Here is a 22,740-nt window from a genome sequence, read left to right as displayed (position 1 = left end):
GGAACCTTGTGACCACCATGATCATAGAAAAATCTAAACTCTGGCTGACCGGTTTACTTTCTGGTTACCTGCTGTTGGCAGGTATGCCCTCTTATGGCCTGGACCGGGTCAGATTGGCTACTCAGTTATGGCCTCCGTACCAGACTCTGGATGATGGTGTGATGGGCGGTATTGCTCTGGAGCGCGTGCAGTGCACGTTCCGTCGTATGCAGCAGCCTTATGAGCTGAATATGATGCGTTGGGATAAAGCTCAGTTGCTGGTTGAGACCGGAAAAATGGATGGCTTTTTTGCCGGGTCAAAAAATTCAGCCCGCGCCCGTTATGCCACGATGTCAGAAGCCGTGATCTCAGAAGATCTGTCCTGGTATTTTAATCCTGGGGTGAATCTGAATGCCAACGATGAATCATCAAAATACAAGGCCCGTTTTGGCGCTAAGTTTAATACCAGTAAGTGGTTGTTTCTTAAGAAGAATGGATACAATGTCATTAAGAAACCCAGGGATGCTGAAGCTCTGCTGAAGATGCTCTGGCAAGGGGATATCGATGTGGCGCTGGAGTATGAACTGGTGTTTGAGCATTATATGAAGCAGTCGGGTATACCTACGGACTATTTTCGTAGAGTGCCTATCAGAACCCAGGATCTGAACGTGCATTTTTCCAAAAACTTCCTGAAGGAGAATCCGGGATTTCTGGATCGCTTTAATCAGGCCTTAAGACGCTGTAAGCAGGGTTAATTATGTCGATCAGCATACAGTTAGTTGAAACTCCCGAAAATGAGCAGGTTGGCAGTCGTCAGCTCAGTCTGTCTGATGCCGGTGGCACTATAGGTCGCTCCTACGATTGTAATATTCAGCTGCCTGACTTTCAGCGTCAGTTGTCTCGTGTTCACGCTGAAATCAGCCGGGATGACAAAGGACAGTATTATGTAACAGACCGCAGTACCAATGGCCTGTTTGTGAATAATCGTCGTTTAGGCAATGGGCAGCGTCAGGCAGTGAATGATGGCGATCTGTTGCGTATGGGCGGTTATGTGTTGCTAATCAGCGACATGCAATCTCTGTTTTCTGCTTCAGCAGATCCCTGGGATGATGAGCCGGAAGTCGTGAGTGCGGCACCGGTTTTCTCGATGGATGATCTGAAGAAAGAGGAGCAGCAATGGGACAATCGCTATGACGATAATGATTCGTTGCTTACAGATGGAGAGCCTCTGCGAGCTTTCTCTCACGATAAGGTGCTGTCTGATGATCATGCCGGATACGATCCCTTCGATGATCATTATGAAATGGATATGGCTGGTACTGCTTCGAATTCAGATGTATCGCCAAACCGCAGCCTGACTCTGGACACTGGTGCGCTGGATCATGCACTGGAACCCGGAGCCGGTCAGCAGGCTGATCAGCAGCTGATCAGGGACAGCCTGACTCAGCTGAATCAGTTGATTGATAAGCAACGTCAGATGCAGAGCGAGCAATATAGTCACGATCGCCTGATGGATTGTATCGAGAGAGCGTTGAGCCGTTTTCTTGAAGAGCTGGACCCTGCCAGCCAGGAAGAGATGTTCCGGGATTACATTTCTGGTTGGGGAAATAAAGATAAAAAGTTCTGGCGTTTGTATCGCAAGCAGTTCAGCCAGAAACTGCAGCGCAAAGAGTATCACCGACAGTTTGCGGCATTGTTTATTGAAGAGTTACGAGGAAAAGGTCAATGAGGTTGTTCAGCCTTCTGACATTACTGATGGTTTTATTATCCGGTTGTTCATCTCAACCGGAACAGCCACTGCCTTACCCGGTCAGTGTCTCGGTTGAGATTGCCGATAATGTGAATCCTTATGGTACGGGATCAGCCCATCCCGTGGTGATCAGAATCTATCAGTTAAGTGAGACCGGGCAGTTTAAAAATGCCAGTTTCCTTGATTTATATAATAAAGACCGGGATACCCTGGGTAATGCTCTGATTGATGTTCTGAATCTGCAGCCACTGGCGCAAGGGGAACATAAAGTGGAGCTGGATCTTCAGCCTGGCAGCCGTTATCTCGGTGTGTTTGCTGAGTTTGCTAATTACACTGACGCTGAGAGCAAAGCCGTGATGACTCTTCTGCCTGATCAGTCCGACCAGGAAGATCAGATCATCCGGGTCAGTCTGAACGGTCTGAGCATCAGCATCGAACAATACGAAGATAAAGCCTGGTGGCAGATTTTTTAGGGGAAGGCAGTGAGACGACATCGCAAAGTGGTCTGGAGCGAAGGTATGTTTATCGCTCCCCAGCATTTTCAGCAACAGGACCGGCATTATTACCACTATTTAGAGCGCTATATTGCTGCGGCTCGTGGCAATCAGTTGTACGGCTTCAGTGAACTGCAAATAGATCGGGAGCGTCTGAAAATAGGGAAATTTGCTATTACCAGTTGTAAAGGGATTTTCCCGGACAGCACCTACTTTGAAAATGACAGAGAACTGATTCTTGAAGTGCCTGCTGCCACACTGGAAACTGATATTCTGCTGGCGGTTCCGCTGGCAATTGATGGTGAAGTGGAGTTCGGTGAACAGGCGGAAAATCTGCGTTATTTCCAGGAAAATATCTCTTTGTTTGATGCCAGTCAGGCAGGAAATAATGCGGTAGATACACCGGTTGCTCAGATTAATGCTCGTCTGATTATGGCGGGAGAAGATACGACCGGACTATGTACGATGCCGGTGGCCAGAGTACTGGAATGTCACGATAGTGGTGCTGTTCTGCTGGACCATAGCTTTATTCCGGCAGCGGTGCAGTATCAGGCCTCTTCTTTGCTGACAGAGCGTATGAAGGAGTTGCAGGTACTGACAGAAAACCGGGCAAGAATGGTGATGCAGCGTATTAATAACGGTATGGATCGCAAGAGTGAACAGACTCTGATGCGAGAATATCTATGGCTGCAGACACTGAATCGCTGGATTCCCTGGATTCACAACACCCTGGAAACACCTCAGACCAGCACCTGGGAGATTTATCAGCAGCTGAACGTGATGTCGGCTGAGCTGGCCAGTTTTGAACCCGCGATGGCAGCTCCCGGTCCTGTGCTACAGAGTCATAATATGCAGGCGGCATTTAATCCGTTATTTAACCGTCTGCGTGAACAGCTTTCTCTGGTACAGAACGACAGTGTGAAAGAGTATGACTGGGATACCGGACTGTTTGAGAAGCGCCGTTTACTGCGCTTGATGATTCCGGAACTGCACAGTATGCGTGATCAGCGTTTTGTGTTGTGTGTGCAGTCATCAATCGGTACGGCCAGCCTGGCGCAGCTGTTTCCTTCAGCCTGCAAACTATGTGGTCTGAGTCAGATTGCTGATGTGGTGCGTAACGGTTTGTCTGCTGTTCCTCTGAACGCTTTACCTGTGTCGCCCGGAGAGCTTAAACCTCAGCCGGATGTCTGTTATATCGAGATTGATACCCGTCACCCGTACTGGGCGGCGATGGTTGAAAAGCGGGAGCCTCTGGCATTGCATGTCGATGGTCGCTTACCTGATCTGGATCTGAAACTGTACGCGCTGGGATAGTCATCATGAATATGGATTACCTTGACGAAGCGACTGTCGCCATTGATCAGTCGGGTTCTGAGCATGGGGAGGCAGTGAATGCTCCTGGGCAGGATATTCCGTTAGCCGGATCTGCGGTGCTGAAATATGAGCTGCTGAATCAGAGCTTTCTGCAGGAGTTCAGTTATCACGACAATAATCTGATTAATGCCGGTGCAGAGCTACTGGGCTTATGTGCCAGTATTCATCATATGTCTGAACCTGATGATCTGTATCGTTTTCGACAGGGAATTATCCGTAAGATCACAGAGCTTAAGCAACGTATCGGGCGCTATGATTATCCTCCTTCTGTTGCCGATAAAACCTGTTTTTTGTTCTGCATTGTGCTGGATGAGATGATCCTGCACAGTGACTGGGCTGAAAACAGTGGCTGGGAAAACCAGACGTTTGTCAGTGAGCTGTTTGGTGTCCGTGACGGGGGAGAACAGTTCTACTGGCTGGCAGAAAAGGCGTTGTCACAGCCTAAGCTGTTACTGGATCTGATTGAGCTGATCTATATCTTTATCCGTCTTGGTTTCCGGGGTCAGTATCGGCAAAGTGGCCGCAAAGATCTTGAGCAGCTGACCCATCAGCTGGAGAAGGTGATCTTTCAGGCCCGTCCGGCGGCAGGTATTCAATGTCAGACCCAGGTCAGTCAGCCCCGGAAAAAGCATCTGCCTGCTCGTCCTGCTCATTTTATCCGTCAGCTCTTGCTGTTTCTGGTGGCTATCGCTCTGGCCTGGGGAGCGACCAGCTACTGGTATCAGACCACCCTGGAGCAGAGAGCCAGAGATTTTATCGGTTTGTCAGAGTTCAGTCAGTCTTATCTGAGTCAGGATGACGATCGCGTAGTGACTTATACCAGTACCGACGAAGAGATGAATCTTGCGGTACAGACCTATGGCCGCCAGCCTGCAATCAGTGTCCGTAAAGCTGAGCCTGAAAATGTCCCCGCCTCTGTTGGTGAGCGGGAGTGGACAGTACAGCTGGCCACGGTAAACAACCAGCGTCAGGGAGAGCGGTTTATTCAGGACAACAAGCTGGATTCTCTGGGCGCAGAAGTGAGGGCCTGGAAGAATCGCTATCGGGTCATAATTATCGCAGACAGTCGCCAGCATGGTAGCTCATTGGTCAGCAGAGCCCGTGCTCTGGGCGTCAGCGATGCCTTTCTGTTTCTGAATTAATGCACAGGTAAGTTAGATGGAAAAGATTAAACTGGCTTACTGGCCATTTGTACTCCTGATGCTGGTACTGTCCGTTGTCTTCTGGCTGGGCAGTCTATGGTTTGAGTGGTGGCAGTGGCAACCCTTGTGGTTGCCTGTGCTGAGTGCTGGTCTGTCATTGTTGCTGGCGGCACTGATCAGCTTCGGCTGGCGGGTTTTGCGTTTAAGGCAGTTACGTAATCAGCCATCTGAAGACGTCTTAAGACAGAAACAGCAGATGGCTTATCAGCAAAAACGTATGATCGCCCTGTTTAATGCTTGCTGGCGTCAGCTTAAGCCCCGACAGAGTGATCCATATCAGGTGCCCTGGTATTTTGTTGTGCACAGCCAGTCTATGGCTGATGATGATCACCTGCTACGAATGATGGGCATGGAACCTGTCATGCTGGATGACCGGACTGATGGTGATCTGCCGGTACACTTCTGGATCAGCGAATTTGCCGTTCTGATCAGTTTACCGGATCACTGGCAGGATGAAGGCACCGAAGCCTGTGTACAGACGGTACTGAACAAACTGAAGTCTCATAGGCCACGTCAGGCCGCAAATGGTGTGCTGCTGGCCACGCCTGTCAGAACACTGCTGAATACACAGCAAACAGCGCTGGATGCTCTGGCTCGTCAGCAGAAACAGATACTTCAGACATTGAACAAACAGCTGGGAGTGAATCTGCCGGTTTATAGCCTGTTGACCCGCATGGCTGATCTGACCGATTTCAGTGAAAGCTTTGCGGTGCTGGATGAACATCGTCAGGAAGAACCTTTTGGTGCCATGATGCCTGTGCCGGATAAGCCGGGCTATGATGCTCAGTGGTTTGATCAGTCTTTTGACCAGTTACAGTCTGCCATGACTCAGCAGATCAGTGCCGGGCTGAAGTTGCAGTTAAATTCAGATTTTCGCTCGTCTGTACTGGCAGCTCCCTTCCAGTTTGGTCTTCTGAAGTCAGAACTTGGACAATATTTCTCGGTATTGTTTCTGGATTATCAGTTTGAAGAAGCGGCGCTTAACTTCAGAGGATACTTCTTTACCAGCACCCATAAGGACAGTATTCCGGTTGACCCTCTGAGTCAGCATCTGTCATCTGATCTGGAGCAGAGTCGGGTATGTGGTCGCGAGGCGCAGACCCATAGCCGGGGGCTATTTGCTAAGCAACTGCTGCGGCGGGAAATTCTTAGTGAGCGCTTCCTGGTGGGCGTGAATACCACCAGAGAAAACCTGTACCGGGTGATGAAGTTTACCTGGACCGGTGGCCTGATTGCCCTTTTTCTATGCTTTTTATGGTTGCTTAAAGCTAACTTTGATTATTTCCATGAACTGGATAACCGGGCACTGGCGCAGGCTGAAAGCTACAAACGCCAGCTGGCTGAGAATCCGCCGGATACTGATGATCTGGCCTCACCGATATTCAGTCTCAGTGAACTACGTAATGTCAGTCTGATCTATAGTGAAGAGCCTCCCTGGTATGTGCAGTCCTGGCTACCCGATCCGAGTATCCGTCATCCGGCATATGCCGCGTATCAGACCGAGCTGAAGGAGATTCTGCTGATTGTGCTGCGGGATTACCTGATGAAGGATCTGTATGTCTACAACAAGCTGGAAGACAGGGTTAAGACTCTGGAGCTGTTTAATCTTCAGCAACTGTTGTTCAGTCCTGATCGGGATAATAACGATGCTTTAATGGATTACTATATCCACTTCATGCAGGAGGAAGGGCAGGGCGATCCTGATACGCTGGAGCATTTCCGCCTGCTGGCTGCTGATCTTCTGAAACCAGGTGTTGTACCTCCGGCGAATAATGAGCCGCTGGTTGAACTGGTCAGAAATCGCCTGTCCACCGAAGATATCAGCGATCTGCTGTATCAGCATATTCTGCAGCAACCGGGGTTCAGCGAACGTCTGGATATGCGCGAGCGTCTTGGACAGCACTACCGTCAGACACTGGCGTTTGATGAGGCCGCCGGGGCTTACATGATCCCGTATATCTTTACCCATGAAGGTTTCCGGGAGCTGATGCAGCGTACTGGCTTTCAGCTGGCACAGGAAGCCTTAAAAGATTATGAGGGCGTGATTGATCGTATCAGCAATGAGAATGAACTGAACCGCATCAACCGTAAACTGAAGCAGCGCTATATTGACGACTATACCGCTTACTGGCAGCGACTGGTGACGGGGGTTGAGTGGCAGTCCCCGGATAGCTGGGCCAGTACTCATCAGCAGCTGACATTGCTGAGTGATCCGGTCTTTTCTCCGTTAAAACGCTTCTATCGACTGGTGTCTTATCATACCAATCCTGATGCAGAGATAGCTCCGGCTGAATCTGCAGAAGAGGAGAAGAAAAAAGGCATTAAGCTGAAAGGTAAGGTTGCCAAAGTGGCAAAACAGGCTGAAGCAGAAGAAGCTGAAAGGGAGGCCCGTCTGGCAGCAGAGCGCCAGGAAAATGCCCGTCGGGTGGCAGAGGGGATCAGTCAGTCGTTTGAGCCGTACCATAATCTGATTAAGGCGGATGAAACCGGACAGACTCGTCTGGATCTGGCACTGAATCAGCTGATACAGATTCAGGAGTGGCTGAAAAAAGCTTCTGGCGAAGTATCCAGAGGTCAGTACTTCCTGAACCAGTTGGCTGAAGCGACCAGTATAAGCCCTCTGGAACGGACACTGACACTGGCGGATAACTATCAGAGTCCCTTATTGCGCACTATCCTGGCTGGGTTGTCAGATCAGGTGAATGGTCTGGCGATGACGGATATCCGGGCACTGATTAACCGGGACTGGCAACGTAATGTACTGGATTATTACAATGCTCAGATCGCCAGCTTTTATCCGTTCAGTCAGCAGGCTGTGCTGGATGTCAGCCTGAAGGCTTTTGAGGATTTCTTTGCCCCCAAAGGCATGATGGCGGACTTTGCCAATCAGTATCTGGTGTACTTCAGTGCACGGGAAAACAGCCATCCGGTGTTACAGAGCTTTTTACCGGGACGCTTTATGAGCCTGAGTGCCGGTTTCTGGCGATCTATGGATGCGGTGTCGGATATTCAGTCTGCTTTCTTTATTGCCGATACCTTCGGGTTACAGTTTGCGGTAAGGACGCAGCAGCTGACCCCTCAGCTGACAGAGTTTTCTATTGCCAGTGATCGGGTGATTTACAGTTATCGCAACGGGCCGTCATTATGGAAAAATATCCGCTGGCCCATTTCAGGCAGTGAGGCCTGGGATCTGAGTGTCCGTCTGAAGAGTCTGGATGCCAGTCAGTTCCAGCAGACCTATACTGGTATCTGGAGCTGGTTCAGACTGGCACAGGCCTTAAATGGTCAGCCGACTCAGGAACGAGCGATCAGTTTGCTTACCGCTCGTCATGGCGAGGCATCGGCTAAGATCTTACTGAGAGTGGATGGCGATAATAATCCTTTTGTTAAAGGGTTCTTCGATCAGGTCATGCTGCCCGGAACGATCTGATGTCGCTGACAGAATCTTTGCCTGCTCTCTTATCTGAACGATGGGAGTGCTATGGTGAGATCTGTCCGGTCAGCCCTTGTGTCTGGCGACTCAGGCACAAGGCAACACAGCAGTGGCACTATCTTAAGCTGGCGCAAGAATCCGTTCAGCAAAAACTACTGGCGAATGAAATACACTGGTTAAGCGTCCTGACCGGCGATTACCTGCCTGAGGTCATTGCTGTCTCTGAAGATAGGCATAAGTCCCCATATCAGCCCCGGACCTGGCTATTAACCGGCCAGGTACCCGGCCAGCCTCTGAATCAGTTGATTCGGTCGAATCAGATTAACCGTGCTGATTATCATGTGATTATTAGTGGCTTGTTTACTGTACTGAGACACTGCCATCAGCAGGGTGTGGTTCACAGTGATATTAAACCGGCTAACCTGATCTGGTGTCGGGAGTCTCAGCAACTGTCGCTCATTGACTGGGGCAGTGCTAACAGGCCGGGTAGGCTTATTTCAGAACAGCCCTGGCGCAGCTTCAGCCCGTCATACTCTCCACCTGCTTTGCAGCGGGGGGAAGGGCATCTCTCTTCTCTGGCAGACTGGTACAGTTTTCTGATTATGGATCAGTTACTGCAACAGCAGCCTTTGCCTGTATTTGACTGGCAGCAACCAGAGTGTGTCAGTCGCTATTATTCCCGGCATGGTTATTGCCCGGCCCTGTCTGAAGAGCAACGAATGTTTCTGTACCATTGTATGCTCCAGCTTAATCAGCTGGGCTGATTGCTTCGCTAAAACATCTCCGACAAAACCTCCCATTGTTGATACATAACGCTATAGTTCAGAAGCAGGGCGTGACAGTTATTCATCTCTCCCTGGCGTATGCTTATGCTTTTCCTGAAGAATAATTATGGAGAGATTATTATGCTATCAGCCTGTTATCGCAGCCCGGCTTTGCTGCCCGTTGTATTGTTATTATCTGTGTTGATGGCAGGTTGCAGCAATCAGCCTGCCAAAGAGCCGGTATTCCGGGAAGTATCCGGTCAGGTAATCTATCTGGAGCGATTACTGTTACCGGCTGCCAGTCGTCTTGAAATAACCCTGCAGGATGTTTCTCTGGCTGATGCTCCGGCTGTGGTTATTGATCGGATCGTGGATAATACGCCAGACACACCACCCTATCCGTTTCACTTCCGTGTTCCAGAAGATAAGCTGATTCAAGGGCATAGTTATTCAGTCAGTGCCCGTATTCTTCATGATAATAAACTCCTGTTTATTACTGATACCCGTTATCAGGTGCTGGCAGGTGACGATGATAGCGATCTGATGTTGATTATGACGCCGGTTAACCATACTCCTGATGCATCCTTACAGAACACCTACTGGAAGCTGAATAGCATTAATGAACAGAAAATCAGTGTAAAAGAGGGGCAGCGGGAAGCTCATCTGATTCTGAAACAGGGCAACCGGGCTCAGGGATATTCTGGTTGTAATCAGTTTTCGGGGAATTTCCGTCAGCAAAAGAACCGATTGAATTTTGAACGGATGGCGGTAACCCGTAGAGCCTGCTTGCCGGATTTACGCTATGAATCGCTTTATCTGGGCCTGTTACAGGGTGAGGTGAGCTGGAAAGTCAGAGGCAATACACTGTATCTGGAAAGTACTGCCAGAGGAATACGGGCCAGTTTCAGCGCGGTATATCTGAACTGACTTATATCGTACAGTGACAACAGGGACATAACGGGCAAGGCTGATAAGTATGTCATGCCGGATAGTGGATATTATGACGCACATTAATATATCGGAACATATTACACTGGAGCCTCTGGCTGTATCGGATGCAGAAGCTATTTTTCTTTTAATTGATAGCAGCCGGGAGTCTCTGAGTCAGTATTTGTACTGGGTGGATTCTGTAACTGATATTGCAACAACCCGGAAGTATATTCAGAGCAGAGTGTGTAGTGGCCTGGATGGTGCAGCCTGGTACAGAATTAAGTTTCTGTCTGAGAATGTTGGTGTTTTTGGTATTAAGTCTGTCGATGTCGAAAAGCAAAGGGCAGAGATAGGGTACTGGTTGCATTCCGATTATCAGGGGAATGGTATTATCACTCAGTCGGTGTCAGGTATTGCTCAGCATTTAAAGCGGAACCGTGCTGTTCGTTATCTGGAAATAAGATGCCTTGAAAAAAATAAGGCAAGTATTGCTGTTGCGGTTCGTGCAGGTGGCCAGCACTCCGGAACTATCTCCGGTTATAACACAATCGGAGGAGCGTTACAGGATTTATATATTTATACTGTGCCGCTTTAGCAAGCTATAAAACAGAAACAGGCATAAGGCCTGTTTCTGCTTCATCTGAATAACAGAGCTATCTGCATTCAATAACGAACTTAGCCGTTAACCGGGCTCAGCCACTCAGGGTGTTCTGCACGCTTGCCTGTTACCTGATCAAAGTACAGTGTCTGTAGCTTCTCAGTGATCGGGCCACGGCGACCAGAACCAATCTGACGACCGTCCAGCTCACGAATCGGCAGTACTTCAGCAGCAGTACCGGTGAAGAAGGCTTCATCTGCAACATAGACTTCATCACGAGTGATACGTTTCTCGATGACATCCAGGCCCAGCTCTTCTTTCGCCAGTTCAATCACTGTACGACGAGTGATACCGTCCAGACAGGAAGTCAGCTCAGGCGTATAGATTTTGCCTTCACGGATCACAAAGATATTCTCACCGGAACCTTCCGCCACATAACCTTCGTTATCCAGCAGCAGAGCTTCTTCACAACCACTACGCAGCGCTTCACTCAGAGCCAGCATAGAGTTCATGTAGTTGCCGTTTGCCTTGGCCTTACACATGGTGATGTTTACGTGGTGACGGGTGTAAGAAGAGGTCTGAACCTTGATACCCAGCTCTTTGGCTTCCGGTGACATGTAAGATGGCCATTCCCATGCGGCAACCATCACATGTACTTTCAGGTTGTCCGCGCGCAGGCCCATGCCTTCAGAGCCGAAGAATACCATAGGGCGCAGATAGGCATGCTCCAGGTTATTCTCACGTACGGCTGCCAGCTGAGCTTCGTTGATCTCTTCTTTGGAGAATGGCATTTCCATATTCAGGATATGCGCAGAGCGGAACAGACGATCCGTATGTTCCTGCAGACGGAAGATCTGAGCACCTTTGTCTGTTGCGTAGGCACGCACACCTTCGAAACAGCCCATACCGTAGTGCAGGGTGTGGGTCAGTACGTGAACTTTGGCATCTTTCCAGTCCACCATTTCGCCATCAAGCCAGATGAGACCTTCGCGTTCGGCCATTGACATAGGGTAATTCCTTACAAAATGATCTGTCTTATTTTTAACAATAATGCACTGACTTTAGCACACTCGGGAGGCTTAGAAAGTCAGTGCTGCTTTTAACTGTTATCTTCCAGCAGATTATGCCAGATTTGGCTGACTCTTGCCCGGTACTCGACGAATTCTGTTGCCGGAACCTGACTTTTTGTTTTCTGCATGGACGCGTTGTGGGCTGACTGCCGGTAAGCCAGATAGGCATCGCTCAGCAGGCGAACATCATCCTCTGGCAGAATTCCGGTATGCTGCAGTGTTTCCAGAATGCGCATGTTATCGGTCCAGCGCAGCAACTCCGGGTGCTGTTCACTGTATCTGAGCACACAGTACTGAGCCATAAACTCAATATCGACCATGCCACCGGCATCCTGCTTCAGGTGGAACAGAGGTATTTCATCCCCTGTTGCCGGTTTTGAACCCAGGTTGTCACGCATTTTAATGCGCATAGATACCACATCTTCTTTCAGCTGAGCCTCATCCCGGGGTTGAGCCAGAATTTCTCTACGGATCTGTTCAAACTTGCTGGCGACTTCCGGACAGCCCGCTACGACTCTGGCTCTGACCAGTGCCTGCTTTTCCCAGGTCCAGGCTTCTTTTTCCTGATAATCCCGGAAAGCTTTTAATGAACTGACCAGCAACCCTGAGTTACCGGATGGACGCAGACGCATATCCACTTCATACAGCTGGCCAGAAGGTGTCATCGTATTCAGGATATGGATGATACGCTGTCCCAGGCGGGTAAAAAATACGCCATTATCAATACTCTTATTACCATCGGTATAGCCCTGAGACGCAGCGTCATGCAGGAATACCAGGTCCAGGTCTGAACCATAACCCAGCTCTATTCCTCCCATTTTTCCGTAGCCTGCAATGGCAAATGACGGATCACAGGGCTGACCATCGGCCTTTTGTGGCCGCCCATGTTTATCGGTCAGTTTTTTCCAGGCCATCTGCAGCACATGCTCCAGAATGGCTTCGGCAATAAAGGTCAGATAGTCACTGACTTTCATCAGCTGACGGGTGCCCATAATGTCTGAGGCGGCAACTCGCAGCACATGAGCCCGTTTGAAATAGCGCAGGGCTTCCATCTGGGCTTCTTCATCTTCTTCCGGAATGCGCAGCATCTGCTGACGCAGTTCATCTCTCAGAGGCTCAAGCTCTGCCGGAGTATAGAGGGTCGCTGTGTTCAGCAGTTCATCCAGCAGAATCGGTGTCCGCGCCAGATGTTCTGCAATCCAGGGACTGGCCGCACAGAGTTTGACCATCTGCTTCAGTGCGCCTGGATTTTCCATCAGGAGCACAAAGTAAGCACTACGACGCAGTACGGCTTCGACCAGCAGCAGAGTGCGTTCCAGGGTACGGGATGGTGTTGTACATTCAGTCACTGCTGCCAGCAGCAGAGGCATAAACTGATCCAGGCGTTGTTTACCCTCCCGTTGCAGGCTCTGTACAACCCGGCTGGATCTGAGCTGTTCCAGACGTTTATAGGTTTCCTGAGCTTTTTCAAAGCCCTGGTCTTCCAATAAGGATACACCGGCATCCGGCTCATATTCCCCTTGCCAGATAGCTCTCAGCTCTGCGTTCAGCCCCTGGTTGTTTTCTTCTTCGTCATCCGGTGCTGCAATCACATTGGCAAAATGTTCGGCAACCCGGTTACGGTGATGATCCAGCTTCTCTTCAAATGCCTGCCAGTTATCAAAATTCATGATGCAGGCCATCCGCAGGCGAGGGAAGTCGTCATCCGGCAGGGTCTGAGTCTGCTGATCTGCTACGCCTTGCAGCGCATGTTCTGCGTTACGTAAAAACAGATAGGCATCCAGCAATTCGTCAGTAATCTGTTGAGGCAGAAGACCCATACCGCTGATGATTGGCAGTACTTTTCTGATGGAGCGTTCCTGCAGCTCTGTTTCACGACCGCCACGAATCAACTGGAACACCTGGGTGATAAATTCAACTTCCCGGATACCACCTGAACCCAGCTTTACGTTAGTGGACAGGCCCTTACGTCGTACTTCCCGGTTGATCATCGCCTTCATATCCCGCAGGGATTCAATGGCGCTGTAATCGACGTATTTACGGTAAACAAAGGAGTTCAGTTCATCCAGCAGCTGATTACCAGAGTCGGTATCACCGGCAATTATCCGGGCCTTAATCATGGCGTAGCGTTCCCACTCACGTCCCTGATCATGGTAATAATCCACCATGGCCGGGAAGCTCAGTGACAATGCGCCACTTTGTCCATATGGGCGTAGTCGCATGTCTACCCGAAAAACAAAACCATCTACCGTATTGTTATCCAGTGCGGCAATCAGTTTCTGTCCCAGACGGACAAAGAAGTCCTGGTTTTCCAGAGTGCGTCGGCCTCCCTGGGTCTGACCATGACGAGGGAAGCAGAACATCAGGTCAATATCGGAAGACAGGTTCAGTTCCCTGGCCCCCAGCTTACCCATACCGATAACGATCATTTTCTGAGGAACAGATTCTTCTCCGGCCTCTGCTTTGGAGTAGGGGGTTCCCCATTGCTGACAGTAATGATTGTAAAGCCAGTTCAGCGCTTCATCGGTACAGATATCTGCCAGATCGCTCAGTTCGGCTGTGGTTTGCCACATATTGGTCCGGAAGGAAAAATCCCGCCAGATAATACGTACCATCATCTGACGGCGGAACTGGCGTAAGACACGGTGCAGATCATTTTCGCTGTCGATAGCCGCGATTTTGTCTTGCAGAATAGCGCGCATCTGAGCCGTGTTCAGAGGGATTTCCAGCCACTGCTGATCCAGCAATTCTTCTGTCAGCAGAGGGAAACGCTGCAAGCTTTCGACAACATATTCACTGGTAGTGATGATTTTTTCGGCATCAGGGACCGCTTTCAGGCGTTCAATCAGACTGGCATCCAGTTTATCTTCCAGACGTTGCCAGTTCTGGCGGGTAGTATCTTGTAGCAGCTCAGGCACACTCATGAGGCATCCTTTTCGGCAAAAGTTCGGGGTGGCACGAAGCGGATGCGCCTGTATATCCGTGCTGGCCGGATACCAGGTGAAACGGGTGTCCTGACAGGACTTTCCGGGTCGCTTCGTGAACAGGGCCCTGACAAATGATACCGAAAATCATACCAGATCAGGGGGGAGTCGAGGGAGATGCAGCTCAAGGTATCAGCGATGCCAGCATATTGAAAAATGTCGCAATTTCTGAAGTTTACGGCGTTTAATCGACGTTACAGAATATTCCTTTTTAAAATCATGGTCTTACCAATTTGCTTTTCCAGAACAGGATACTCTACCCGGGTATTAGCCCTAAAGTACCCCGGTAAAAAACCTGGCGGGCGCTCTGATTTTATTTTCAGGTGTGTATAATGCGTGCGGCTTTATCCTGCTGGGCAGAGCAGGGCATGCCTGTGCATAACAAAAATACTGACTGCACAGACCAGGCACGCTCTCAAGACTCCGGTATTTTCCGCGAGTTCCTGAAAGATGGGTGCTAACAAAAATTATTAAAAATTTGACCCCAAACTTTTTAAAGGAACGCTCAAGATGGCACAGACCATGTCGCAGGGCTTTTTGAGAAACTTTCTTGGCAACTCCCCACTGTGGTACAAGAAAGTTATCATAGCCTTTCTGATAATGAATCCCATTATTTATCTTATGCCCGGCTTCGGCCCTTTCGCCGCAGGCTGGATCCTGATCCTCCAGTTTATCTTCACTCTGGCAATGGCATTGAAATGCTATCCTCTGCAACCCGGTGGTCTGTTGGCCATTGAGGCGATTGCTATCGGACTGGCATCGCCAGAATCCGTCATGCATGAGGTTGAAGCAAATCTGGAAGTACTTCTGCTGTTGATCTTTATGGTGGCCGGCATCTACTTTATGAAACAGCTCCTGCTGTTTGCTTTCACTAAAATTCTGCTGGGTGTCCGCTCCAAGAGCATGTTGTCCCTGCTGTTCTGTATCGCTGCGGCTTTGCTGTCTGCCTTTCTGGATGCGCTGACTGTCACTGCGGTGGTCATCAGTATTGGTGTCGGCTTCTATTCTGTTTATCACAAGGTAGCGTCTGGAAAGCAGTTTCATGCTAAAAGTCATGATCATGGTGATGATGATGAACTGCACGACCAGCATAAAGAGGATCTGGAGCAGTTCCGGGCCTTCCTGCGCAGCCTGTTAATGCATGCTGCTGTTGGTACCGCACTGGGTGGTGTCTGTACTCTGGTTGGTGAGCCTCAGAACCTGCTGATTGCTAAAGTGGCAGGCTGGAGCTTTGTTGAGTTCTTTGTGCGTATGGCGCCTGTCACTATGCCTGTTCTGGTGACAGGTCTGATTACATGCGTCTTATTGGAAAAAAGCAGAATTGTTGGTTATGGCGTTAAACTACCTGAATCGGTACGTAAAATTCTGAAAGATTACGACCGTCATCAGACAGAGAAGCGTACGGCAAAAGATAAAGCTGCATTAGTGGTTCAGGCGATTTGTGCTTTTTTCCTGATCTTTGCGCTGGCATTCCACATTGCTGAAGTGGGCTTAATTGGTCTGGCGATTATTGTGCTGCAAACGGCATTGAATGGCATTACGGAAGAACATCAGATCGGTCATGCGTTTGAAGAGGCTCTGCCGTTTACTGCACTTCTGGTCGTCTTTTTCTCTGTAGTGGCAGTGATTCATGAGCAGCATCTGTTTCAGCCCTTTATTCAGATAGTACTGAGTATGGAGCCGAGCCAGCAGCCTGGAATGTTATTTATTGCTAATGGTCTGTTATCAGCAATCAGCGATAACGTTTTTGTGGCGACGGTCTATATTTCTGAAATTAAGGCTGCTCTGGACTCAGGAGCCATTACCCGTGAGCATTTTGACACTCTGGCGGTGGCGGTAAATACCGGGACTAACCTGCCCAGTGTCGCCACACCGAATGGGCAGGCTGCTTTTCTGTTCCTGCTGACCTCGGCAATTGCACCTCTGGTGCGCCTGTCCTATGGACGTATGGTGCTGATGGCGCTGCCGTATACCATTGTGATGTCTATGGTCGGTATGTTTGCTGTGGCTAACTGGATCGGCTGATCCCGTTTATCCTTATGATGATCCCTGAGTGTATTGTTCAGGGATAGCTTCCCGGACCGGATTCAGGCTGATCCCTTTATCCGGTTCCGATGCCCCTGTGCTGGCAGACTTATTTTGTGTTCAGTTCTGTCCCGCTGATGATTGTCCTTGTTCTGCCTTCCACTGCTGAGCAGCTTCAAAGCGGGCTTTCAGATATACCATCAATCGATCCAGAGCGACTCCGGCTGCCAGGCTGTCCTGTTGCTCTATCGCCTGATACAGAGCCTTATGGGCTTCTATCACATCCTGTCGGTCACGGAAGCGGTATACCACCATATTCGCTACGGGCTGCATGGCTTCAATCACGCCATACATCAGAAACTGCAGCATCGCATTACGGCTCATATCCACCAGAGCCCGATGAAAACGAACATCAGACGCGCAGAACTCTTCATCGCTCAATGATTCCTGTTGCTGAATGGCCAGCTCTTTAGCCATCTCTGCCAGCTGAACCGGATCTGGCTGTTGAGCGGCAAGACGACAACAGATCGCCTCCATTTCATGGCGGGCATCAGCAATCTCGGACAGGCTGAACTGGTCCATACTGGCCAGCAGGGTTGCTGAGGAGGTCAGGCTCTGACTGGCCTCTTCCAGTGTAGGGCGATTGACAAAGGTACCTCCGGCAGGCCCCCGACGGGAACGAATCAGGTTCTGAGCCGCCAGGCGTTTCAGTGCCTCCCGGATCGTAGGGCGGGATACCTGATAACGACTGGCCAGTTCTTCTTCTGTTGGCAGTCTGTCGTCGGCTTTCAGCTCGCCAGACATAATTGCTTCTCTGAGTTGTTCAGATATCTGTTTGGCCAGGCTCTGGGTGACCAGAGGTTCTATCTTCACGGGTGCTTACCTGTATCAAAGTTATTCGGGTTGAGCATTTTTTCCTGACAGACAAGCCGTCATCTTCGGTCGAGTGACCCAAGCGTTCCGCATTATAGCAGAGCACGAGGTTAAATTGTTAAATATCTATTTGTTTGACAAATAGAGGAATTGGCGATTATCCTGAAAAAAGTTCTGATTTAACATGACGTATGTCTGTGATGTTAATGCATCTGAAAACGGGCATGAAGTACTGAAAACGACACTGAGTGCTGCAGATAGCACTGGTCTGACAAATAAAAAGAGGTAGACCATGAATAAAGCTCTGGTACTGGAACAGGAAGATAAAAAAACACTGGCAGGCGTCCGTGAACTGTCGATGGATGAGCTGCCGGAAGGTGATGTACTGGTTAATATCGATTTCAGCTCATTAAACTTTAAAGACGGGCTGGCGGTGACAGGTGCCGGTAAGATTGTTCATCAGTTTCCTATGGTACCGGGTATTGATCTGGCCGGAACGGTTGCTGAGTCGGATAACCCGGATTATAAGCCCGGTGATCCGGTAGTACTGACTGGCTGGAGTGTGGGGGAGCGTTACTGGGGCGGTTATGCTCAACAGATGCGTTTACAGTCGAAATGGCTGGTGCCTCTGGCAGAAGGTCTGACAGGTCGCCAGGCCATGATCATTGGAACGGCTGGTCTGACATCCATGCTGTGTGTGATGCGTTTACAGGAAGGTGGCCTGAAGCCTGAAGATGGACCGGTTGTGGTCACCGGTGCAACGGGTGGCGTTGGCAGTATTGTGGTTGCTTTGCTGGCACGTAATGGCTATGAAGTGGTGGCTGTCAGCGGCAAAGCAGATAGTGAGGATTATCTGAAACAACTGGGTGCCAGTGAAGTACGTACCCGCAGCGAGTTTGAAGAGAAAGCCCGCCCTCTGGACAGAGCGTTGTGGGCTGGTGCTGTCGATACAGTGGGTGGCGATATTCTGGCTAAGGTCCTGTCTCAGATGAAATATGATGGTCGGGTTGCCACTGTAGGGCTGGCGGCCAGTCATGCACTGAATACAACCGTTATGCCTTTTATTCTGCGTGGAGTTGATTTGCTGGGCGTCGATAGTGTGATGATTCCGTATGAGCGCCGGGTTCAGGCCTGGAAGCGTCTGGCTGAAGAGCTGCCGGAAGAGATTCTGGATCAGGTGACTGAAGAAGTCAGTCTGGAGCAGGTGCCAGAGTACGCACAGAATATTATTGAAGGTAAAGTACGCGGTCGTGTACTGGTTAATCCTAATCTCTGAATCTGAAATACAAAGGGGGCTTGTCAGCCCCCTTGTTCACGAATCCTTCCGTTGATGAACTGAATGTTCACCTGTCCGGCATGTTCTGATTAACCCAGCAGCAGGCGGGACCAGAAAATAGTGGCTGGCAGGCAGTTCATACCTACCAGAATAGCCAGACCCGGAATAAACCAGATAATGCCAGAGTCATCGCGGAAGTTTTCGTCATGATGATCCATCAGAGGCTCCTCACAGTTGATCGTTTATGTAGCTGAGATTTGATGTTTATTATTGATGTTTATCAAATGTGTTGTGCATTTTACGTACAAAAGCTGGAGTGTCCAGCGAACACTGGTCTGCTTGATCAATTCGCGACTAATTAACGACGAAAAGTGGCGCAAAGGAGTAATAACTGATTAATAACCATAGAGAAAAAAAGATTATTAGCCCTGTCTTGATGTGAGGCTTAACGGTCTCTTTTCCGGCTGAAATAATGGTCTGACTGGCTTGTAGAGATTGATTGAATCTGCGGATAAAAAAGCCTCTCACCAGACAAAGAAACGCTGATGTGGTCCGGTCTCTGTCAGACAACTGACCGCCCGCCTTCCACTGGAATAACGACACCGGTCAGATAAGGATTATTCAGAATATAATCCAGAGTCCGGGTGATCACATCAGCTCCGGGTTCTGTTTGCAGTGCTGACTTTTTCAGGGCCTTGGCTTTGTAAGCATCATCATCGTCTTCATTAAACATAATCAGCGCTGGTGCGATGGCGTTAACCCGAATCTGTGGAGCAAACATGGCGGCAAAAGACTGGGTCAGACTTTCCAGACCCGCTTTAGTGGCAACATAAGCACCATGCTTTCTGGAACCTTTGCTGACGACGGCATCCGTCATATGCACAATATCCCGAGGCCCGTCACTGGCCAGTAACAGGGGCTGGCATTGCTGATTGATCAGGTAGGGAGCCAGCATATGGATATTGAATAACCGGGTAAACCCTTCGCTCATCTGCTCCATATCAGAGCTGTCCGGCAGCCAGTCAGATGCGTTATGAATCACAGCTCTTAGGCTGGAGGTCTGTTGTTTCAGGTGATGAATAAAGTCTGAAATACCTTCCGGTGTGCTGAAGTCTGCTTGCAGAGTGATAATACCTTTCTGATGAAATTCACTCAGGTCATGATGATCACTGCGGTAACTGATAATGACCGGGTACCCCTGATCGGCAAACCATAATGCTGCCGCTTTACCCAGTCGCTGGGCGGCTCCTGTGATCAGAATGGGTGATGAGCAGGTGATATGATGACTTTCTGACTGGCTGGACACTGCTTAATCCTTTATTGGGTATTTAAGGCGGGTAGCCGGATTGAAACAGAGGTGCTTCTATCCGGCCAGAGAGTACAGAATGGTATTACTTGCGCGGAGCGTAGGAAAATACGTCAGAGAATACGCAGGTTTCATCCAGACCATACTGAATCAGGGTATCGGTTACCGAGTACACCATGTTGGGCGAGCCACTGGCATAGACCGTTGCATCATCAAACTTACCATGATCTTTTATCATGGCATCATGCAGCATACCGACATGGCCATTCCACTCCTGGTCCGGCAGCAGATCGCCAATCACAGGTACAAAATGGAAATTTTCGTATTCCTGATCCCATAGCTGAGGCAGCTCTGCCATATACAGGTCCTGAAGTCGGCGGGCGCCCCAGTACAGGTATAGTTGTTGATTGCTACCCTGCTCAAACGCTTCTTCCAGCAAGGCTTTCATCTGGGTGAATCCGGTACCGGCTGCCACAAAAAAGGCTTTATCTGTACCTGTGTCTTTCAGAATACAGTTGCCTTTTGGCAGTTCGGCGTTAATCATTGTCTGCTGTTGCAGGGTTTGCAGCAATGTACGGCAGTTGTCCCGGTCTGGCAGGTACTGAATATGTAGCTCAATCCGGCGACCATCAGGGCGGTTGGCAATAGAAAAAGCGTTCCGGCTGCCCTCTGGCAGGATGATCTCCAGATACTGTCCGGCATCATAGTCCAGTGTCTCTCCGGCCGGAGCCAGCAGTTCGACTTTATAAACATCTGATGTGCCGAGCAGTTCAACACTTTTAATCTGACAAGCCAATGTCTTCACTCTATATTCTCCTGGCGCCAGTACCCGTGGCAGACTGACTTCTGCTCCGGTCAACGCTTGTGCAGTACAAAATAAAAAATATTCTCCGGGACCGGCAATCTGCTCCTGTCCCCGGCCTCTGTAGCTCAGTTGACCCTGTAATACTGTGCCTTCGCAATATTCGCAGACACCATTACGGCAACCTTTCAGCAAACGAAATCCCTGTTGTGCAGCATCTTCCGATAACAGCCGGTCTGGCTTTTGCCAGATAACCTGTCCGGATGGCTGGCAGGTTACAGCGATGCAGTCTGATGTTATTTCCTTTGACGGACTCATTTGCCTGATGTCTGATTAAGTCTCTGAGGGGGTTATTCCCTGCAGCTTGTCGCAGGGGTGTTTATTCAAAAGTATATCATGGCTCCATGATGCCGAGCTGATCCCACAGCTGGTCCACTTTCTCTTTTACACTATTATCCATTTCAATCGGAACACCCCACTCTCTGTCTGTCTCTCCTGGCATCTTATTTGTCGCATCCAGACCCATTTTAGAACCCAGACGAGGAATAGGGGAGGCAAAATCCAGATAGTCGATCGGGGTATTTTCGATCATCACCGTATCACGGGCCGGGTCCATACGCGTGGTAATGGCCCAGATGACATCGTTCCAGTCTCTGGCATTCACATCATCATCGGTGACAATAACAAATTTGGTATACATAAACTGACGCAGAAAAGACCAGACTCCCATCATCACGCGCTTAGCGTGCCCCGGATACTGCTTTTTCATCGTGACAACAGCCATGCGATAAGAGCAGCCTTCAGGAGGCAGATAGAAATCGGTAATTTCCGGGAATTGTTTCTGTAGGATAGGCACGAAGACTTCATTCAGTGCCACACCAAGAATAGCGGGCTCATCCGGTGGACGTCCGGTGTAGGTGCTGTGATAAATCGGGTCTTTACGATGAGTGATGCGCTCGACAGTGAATACCGGGAAGTGTTCCACTTCGTTGTAGTAGCCCGTGTGATCTCCAAAGGGGCCTTCCGGGGCCATGTCATCCGGATAGATATGGCCTTCCAGTACGATTTCTGCAGAAGCCGGTACCTGTAGATCATTACCGATACACTGAGTCACTTCTGTTTTCCCGCCTCTCAGAAGACCAGCAAAGGCATACTCTGACAGAGTATCCGGTACCGGAGTGACTGCACCCAGAATCGTTGCCGGGTCTGCTCCCAGGGCTACACTGACGGGGAAAGGTTTACCCGGATGAGTCTGCTGCCACTCCCTGAAATCCAGCGCACCGCCACGGTGTGACAGCCAGCGCATAATCAGTTTGTTTTTACCGATCAGCTGCTGACGATAGATTCCCAGATTCTGACGCTCTTTATGAGGGCCTCGGGTAATTACCAGAGGCCAGGTGACCAGAGGTCCGGCATCACCTGGCCAGCAGGTCTGAACCGGAATTTTGTACAGATCGACATCATCGCCTTCCAGCACGACCTGCTGACAGGCGGCATTACGCACTTTTTTAGGCCCCATATGCAGGACTTTTTTGAATACTGGCAACTTCTCTATGGCATCTTTAAAGCCTTTTGGCGGCTCGGGTTCTTTCAGATAAGCCAGTAACTGGCCTACTTCACGCAGTGCTTCTACGTTATCTTCTCCCATGCCCAGAGCCACACGCCGTGGGGTACCGAACAGATTGCCCAGTACCGGCATCTCATAGCCTGTCGGGTTTTCGAATAGCAGTGCCGGTCCACCCTGTCTCAGGGTCCGGTCACAGATCTCGGTCATTTCCAGGTTCGGATCAACCGGTTGAGAGATGCGTTTCAGTTCACCCATCTCTTCCAGCTGATCAATAAATTCTCTCAGGTCTTTATAGCGCATAGCCTGTTACCTT

General features: G+C 49.8%; 19 protein-coding genes. 12 read left to right on the top strand and 7 right to left on the bottom strand.

Features of this window, described 5'->3' with window-relative positions; genetic code table 11:
* Window positions 1-17 precede the first annotated feature (17 nt).
* The 9 genes from H4O21_RS08285 (at window position 18) to H4O21_RS08245 (ending at window position 10,521) form a co-directional block, all read left to right on the top strand.
* Window positions 18-734: a substrate-binding periplasmic protein gene (locus H4O21_RS08285; RefSeq protein ID WP_182808390.1), complete on the top strand. Its 717-nt coding sequence runs from the start codon at window positions 18-20 to the stop codon at window positions 732-734.
* Window positions 735-736: 2 nt separating this feature from the next.
* On the top strand, window positions 737-1,708 hold the full coding sequence (locus tag H4O21_RS08280; RefSeq protein WP_182808389.1) for a type VI secretion system-associated FHA domain protein: 972 nt from the start codon (window positions 737-739) through the stop codon (window positions 1,706-1,708).
* On the top strand, window positions 1,705-2,202 hold the full coding sequence (gene tssJ, locus H4O21_RS08275; protein ID WP_182808388.1) for a type VI secretion system lipoprotein TssJ: 498 nt from the start codon (window positions 1,705-1,707) through the stop codon (window positions 2,200-2,202). The genes H4O21_RS08280 and tssJ overlap by 4 nt, the downstream gene beginning before the upstream one ends.
* 9 nt (window positions 2,203-2,211) lie before the next feature.
* On the top strand, window positions 2,212-3,537 hold the full coding sequence (tssK, locus tag H4O21_RS08270; protein ID WP_182808387.1) for a type VI secretion system baseplate subunit TssK: 1,326 nt from the start codon (window positions 2,212-2,214) through the stop codon (window positions 3,535-3,537).
* A gap of 5 nt (window positions 3,538-3,542) precedes the next feature.
* Window positions 3,543-4,739 carry a type IVB secretion system protein IcmH/DotU gene (gene icmH, locus H4O21_RS08265; RefSeq protein ID WP_182808386.1) on the top strand — a complete coding sequence of 399 codons (1,197 nt, stop codon included), beginning with the start codon at window positions 3,543-3,545 and terminating at the stop codon, window positions 4,737-4,739.
* Between the two features lie 16 nt (window positions 4,740-4,755).
* The gene (gene tssM / locus H4O21_RS08260) at window positions 4,756-8,229 is read left to right on the top strand and encodes a type VI secretion system membrane subunit TssM (protein ID WP_182808385.1); all 3,474 of its coding nucleotides are present in this window, start codon (window positions 4,756-4,758) and stop codon (window positions 8,227-8,229) included.
* The gene (locus H4O21_RS08255; RefSeq protein WP_182808384.1) at window positions 8,229-8,996 is read left to right on the top strand and encodes a protein kinase domain-containing protein; all 768 of its coding nucleotides are present in this window, start codon (window positions 8,229-8,231) and stop codon (window positions 8,994-8,996) included. Before tssM ends, H4O21_RS08255 begins: the two co-directional genes overlap by 1 nt.
* 105 nt (window positions 8,997-9,101) lie before the next feature.
* Entirely contained in the window at window positions 9,102-9,923 is an 822-nt protein-coding gene (locus H4O21_RS08250; RefSeq protein ID WP_182808383.1) for a YbaY family lipoprotein, read from the top strand.
* Between the two features lie 73 nt (window positions 9,924-9,996).
* Entirely contained in the window at window positions 9,997-10,521 is a 525-nt protein-coding gene (locus H4O21_RS08245; RefSeq protein WP_182808382.1) for a GNAT family N-acetyltransferase, read from the top strand.
* An 80-nt stretch (window positions 10,522-10,601) separates the two neighbouring features.
* On the opposite strand, the gene H4O21_RS08240 is transcribed toward H4O21_RS08245, so the two are convergent.
* Window positions 10,602-11,531, bottom strand: coding sequence for a branched-chain amino acid transaminase (locus H4O21_RS08240; protein ID WP_182808381.1), 930 nt, complete (start codon window positions 11,529-11,531; stop codon window positions 10,602-10,604).
* A 92-nt stretch (window positions 11,532-11,623) separates the two neighbouring features.
* Entirely contained in the window at window positions 11,624-14,518 is a 2,895-nt protein-coding gene (gene glnE, locus H4O21_RS08235) for a bifunctional [glutamate--ammonia ligase]-adenylyl-L-tyrosine phosphorylase/[glutamate--ammonia-ligase] adenylyltransferase (protein WP_182808380.1), read from the bottom strand.
* A 392-nt stretch (window positions 14,519-14,910) separates the two neighbouring features.
* On the opposite strand from glnE, the gene H4O21_RS25815 reads away from it, so the two are divergent.
* Window positions 14,911-15,039, top strand: a complete 129-nt coding sequence (locus H4O21_RS25815; protein ID WP_255487211.1) for a hypothetical protein — start codon at window positions 14,911-14,913, stop codon at window positions 15,037-15,039.
* A 49-nt stretch (window positions 15,040-15,088) separates the two neighbouring features.
* The gene (gene nhaB / locus H4O21_RS08230; RefSeq protein ID WP_182808379.1) at window positions 15,089-16,603 is read left to right on the top strand and encodes a sodium/proton antiporter NhaB; all 1,515 of its coding nucleotides are present in this window, start codon (window positions 15,089-15,091) and stop codon (window positions 16,601-16,603) included.
* Between the two features lie 120 nt (window positions 16,604-16,723).
* Here the strand turns inward: nhaB and H4O21_RS08225 are convergent, their stop codons facing one another.
* Complete coding sequence (locus H4O21_RS08225; RefSeq protein ID WP_368737536.1) at window positions 16,724-17,476, bottom strand: FadR/GntR family transcriptional regulator; 753 nt, start codon at window positions 17,474-17,476, stop codon at window positions 16,724-16,726.
* Between the two features lie 292 nt (window positions 17,477-17,768).
* Here H4O21_RS08225 and H4O21_RS08220 point away from each other — a divergent pair, with 292 nt between their 5' ends.
* Window positions 17,769-18,752: an MDR family oxidoreductase gene (locus tag H4O21_RS08220; RefSeq protein WP_182808378.1), complete on the top strand. Its 984-nt coding sequence runs from the start codon at window positions 17,769-17,771 to the stop codon at window positions 18,750-18,752.
* An 89-nt stretch (window positions 18,753-18,841) separates the two neighbouring features.
* On the opposite strand, the gene H4O21_RS25810 is transcribed toward H4O21_RS08220, so the two are convergent.
* The 4 genes from H4O21_RS25810 to ubiD all read right to left on the bottom strand — a co-directional run bounded on the left by H4O21_RS25810 (window position 18,842) and on the right by ubiD (window position 22,727).
* Entirely contained in the window at window positions 18,842-18,970 is a 129-nt protein-coding gene (locus tag H4O21_RS25810) for a hypothetical protein (RefSeq protein ID WP_255487210.1), read from the bottom strand.
* Window positions 18,971-19,314: 344 nt separating this feature from the next.
* Entirely contained in the window at window positions 19,315-20,058 is a 744-nt protein-coding gene (gene folM / locus H4O21_RS08215) for a dihydromonapterin reductase (protein WP_368737535.1), read from the bottom strand.
* A gap of 85 nt (window positions 20,059-20,143) precedes the next feature.
* Window positions 20,144-21,178, bottom strand: coding sequence for a 2Fe-2S iron-sulfur cluster-binding protein (locus H4O21_RS08210; RefSeq protein WP_182808377.1), 1,035 nt, complete (start codon window positions 21,176-21,178; stop codon window positions 20,144-20,146).
* Window positions 21,179-21,254: 76 nt separating this feature from the next.
* Window positions 21,255-22,727 carry a 4-hydroxy-3-polyprenylbenzoate decarboxylase gene (gene ubiD / locus H4O21_RS08205; protein WP_182808376.1) on the bottom strand — a complete coding sequence of 491 codons (1,473 nt, stop codon included), beginning with the start codon at window positions 22,725-22,727 and terminating at the stop codon, window positions 21,255-21,257.
* Window positions 22,728-22,740 lie beyond the last annotated feature (13 nt).

The organism is Oceanospirillum sediminis, from assembly GCF_014164585.1.
Lineage (GTDB): Bacteria > Pseudomonadota > Gammaproteobacteria > Pseudomonadales > Halomonadaceae > Oceanospirillum > Oceanospirillum sediminis.
The sequence above is the reverse complement of the archived record's forward strand: the minus strand, read 5'-3'. Positions and strand labels throughout refer to the sequence as shown.

Excerpts from the sequence above, each read along its gene's own strand:
- H4O21_RS08285 (WP_182808390.1), top strand. The coding sequence starts at position 18 with ATGATCATAGAAAAATCTAAACTCTGGCTGACCGGTTTACTTTCTGGT.
- H4O21_RS08280 (WP_182808389.1), top strand. The coding sequence starts at position 737 with ATGTCGATCAGCATACAGTTAGTTGAAACTCCCGAAAATGAGCAGGTT.
- tssJ (WP_182808388.1), top strand. The coding sequence starts at position 1,705 with ATGAGGTTGTTCAGCCTTCTGACATTACTGATGGTTTTATTATCCGGT.
- icmH (WP_182808386.1), top strand. The coding sequence starts at position 3,543 with ATGAATATGGATTACCTTGACGAAGCGACTGTCGCCATTGATCAGTCG.
- tssM (WP_182808385.1), top strand. The coding sequence starts at position 4,756 with ATGGAAAAGATTAAACTGGCTTACTGGCCATTTGTACTCCTGATGCTG.
- H4O21_RS08255 (WP_182808384.1), top strand. The coding sequence starts at position 8,229 with ATGTCGCTGACAGAATCTTTGCCTGCTCTCTTATCTGAACGATGGGAG.
- H4O21_RS08250 (WP_182808383.1), top strand. The coding sequence starts at position 9,102 with ATGCTTTTCCTGAAGAATAATTATGGAGAGATTATTATGCTATCAGCC.
- H4O21_RS08245 (WP_182808382.1), top strand. The coding sequence starts at position 9,997 with ATGACGCACATTAATATATCGGAACATATTACACTGGAGCCTCTGGCT.
- H4O21_RS08240 (WP_182808381.1), bottom strand. The coding sequence starts at position 11,531 with ATGTCAATGGCCGAACGCGAAGGTCTCATCTGGCTTGATGGCGAAATG.
- glnE (WP_182808380.1), bottom strand. The coding sequence starts at position 14,518 with ATGAGTGTGCCTGAGCTGCTACAAGATACTACCCGCCAGAACTGGCAA.
- H4O21_RS25815 (WP_255487211.1), top strand. The coding sequence starts at position 14,911 with ATGCGTGCGGCTTTATCCTGCTGGGCAGAGCAGGGCATGCCTGTGCAT.
- nhaB (WP_182808379.1), top strand. The coding sequence starts at position 15,089 with ATGGCACAGACCATGTCGCAGGGCTTTTTGAGAAACTTTCTTGGCAAC.
- H4O21_RS08220 (WP_182808378.1), top strand. The coding sequence starts at position 17,769 with ATGAATAAAGCTCTGGTACTGGAACAGGAAGATAAAAAAACACTGGCA.
- H4O21_RS25810 (WP_255487210.1), bottom strand. The coding sequence starts at position 18,970 with ATGGATCATCATGACGAAAACTTCCGCGATGACTCTGGCATTATCTGG.
- H4O21_RS08210 (WP_182808377.1), bottom strand. The coding sequence starts at position 21,178 with ATGAGTCCGTCAAAGGAAATAACATCAGACTGCATCGCTGTAACCTGC.
- ubiD (WP_182808376.1), bottom strand. The coding sequence starts at position 22,727 with ATGCGCTATAAAGACCTGAGAGAATTTATTGATCAGCTGGAAGAGATG.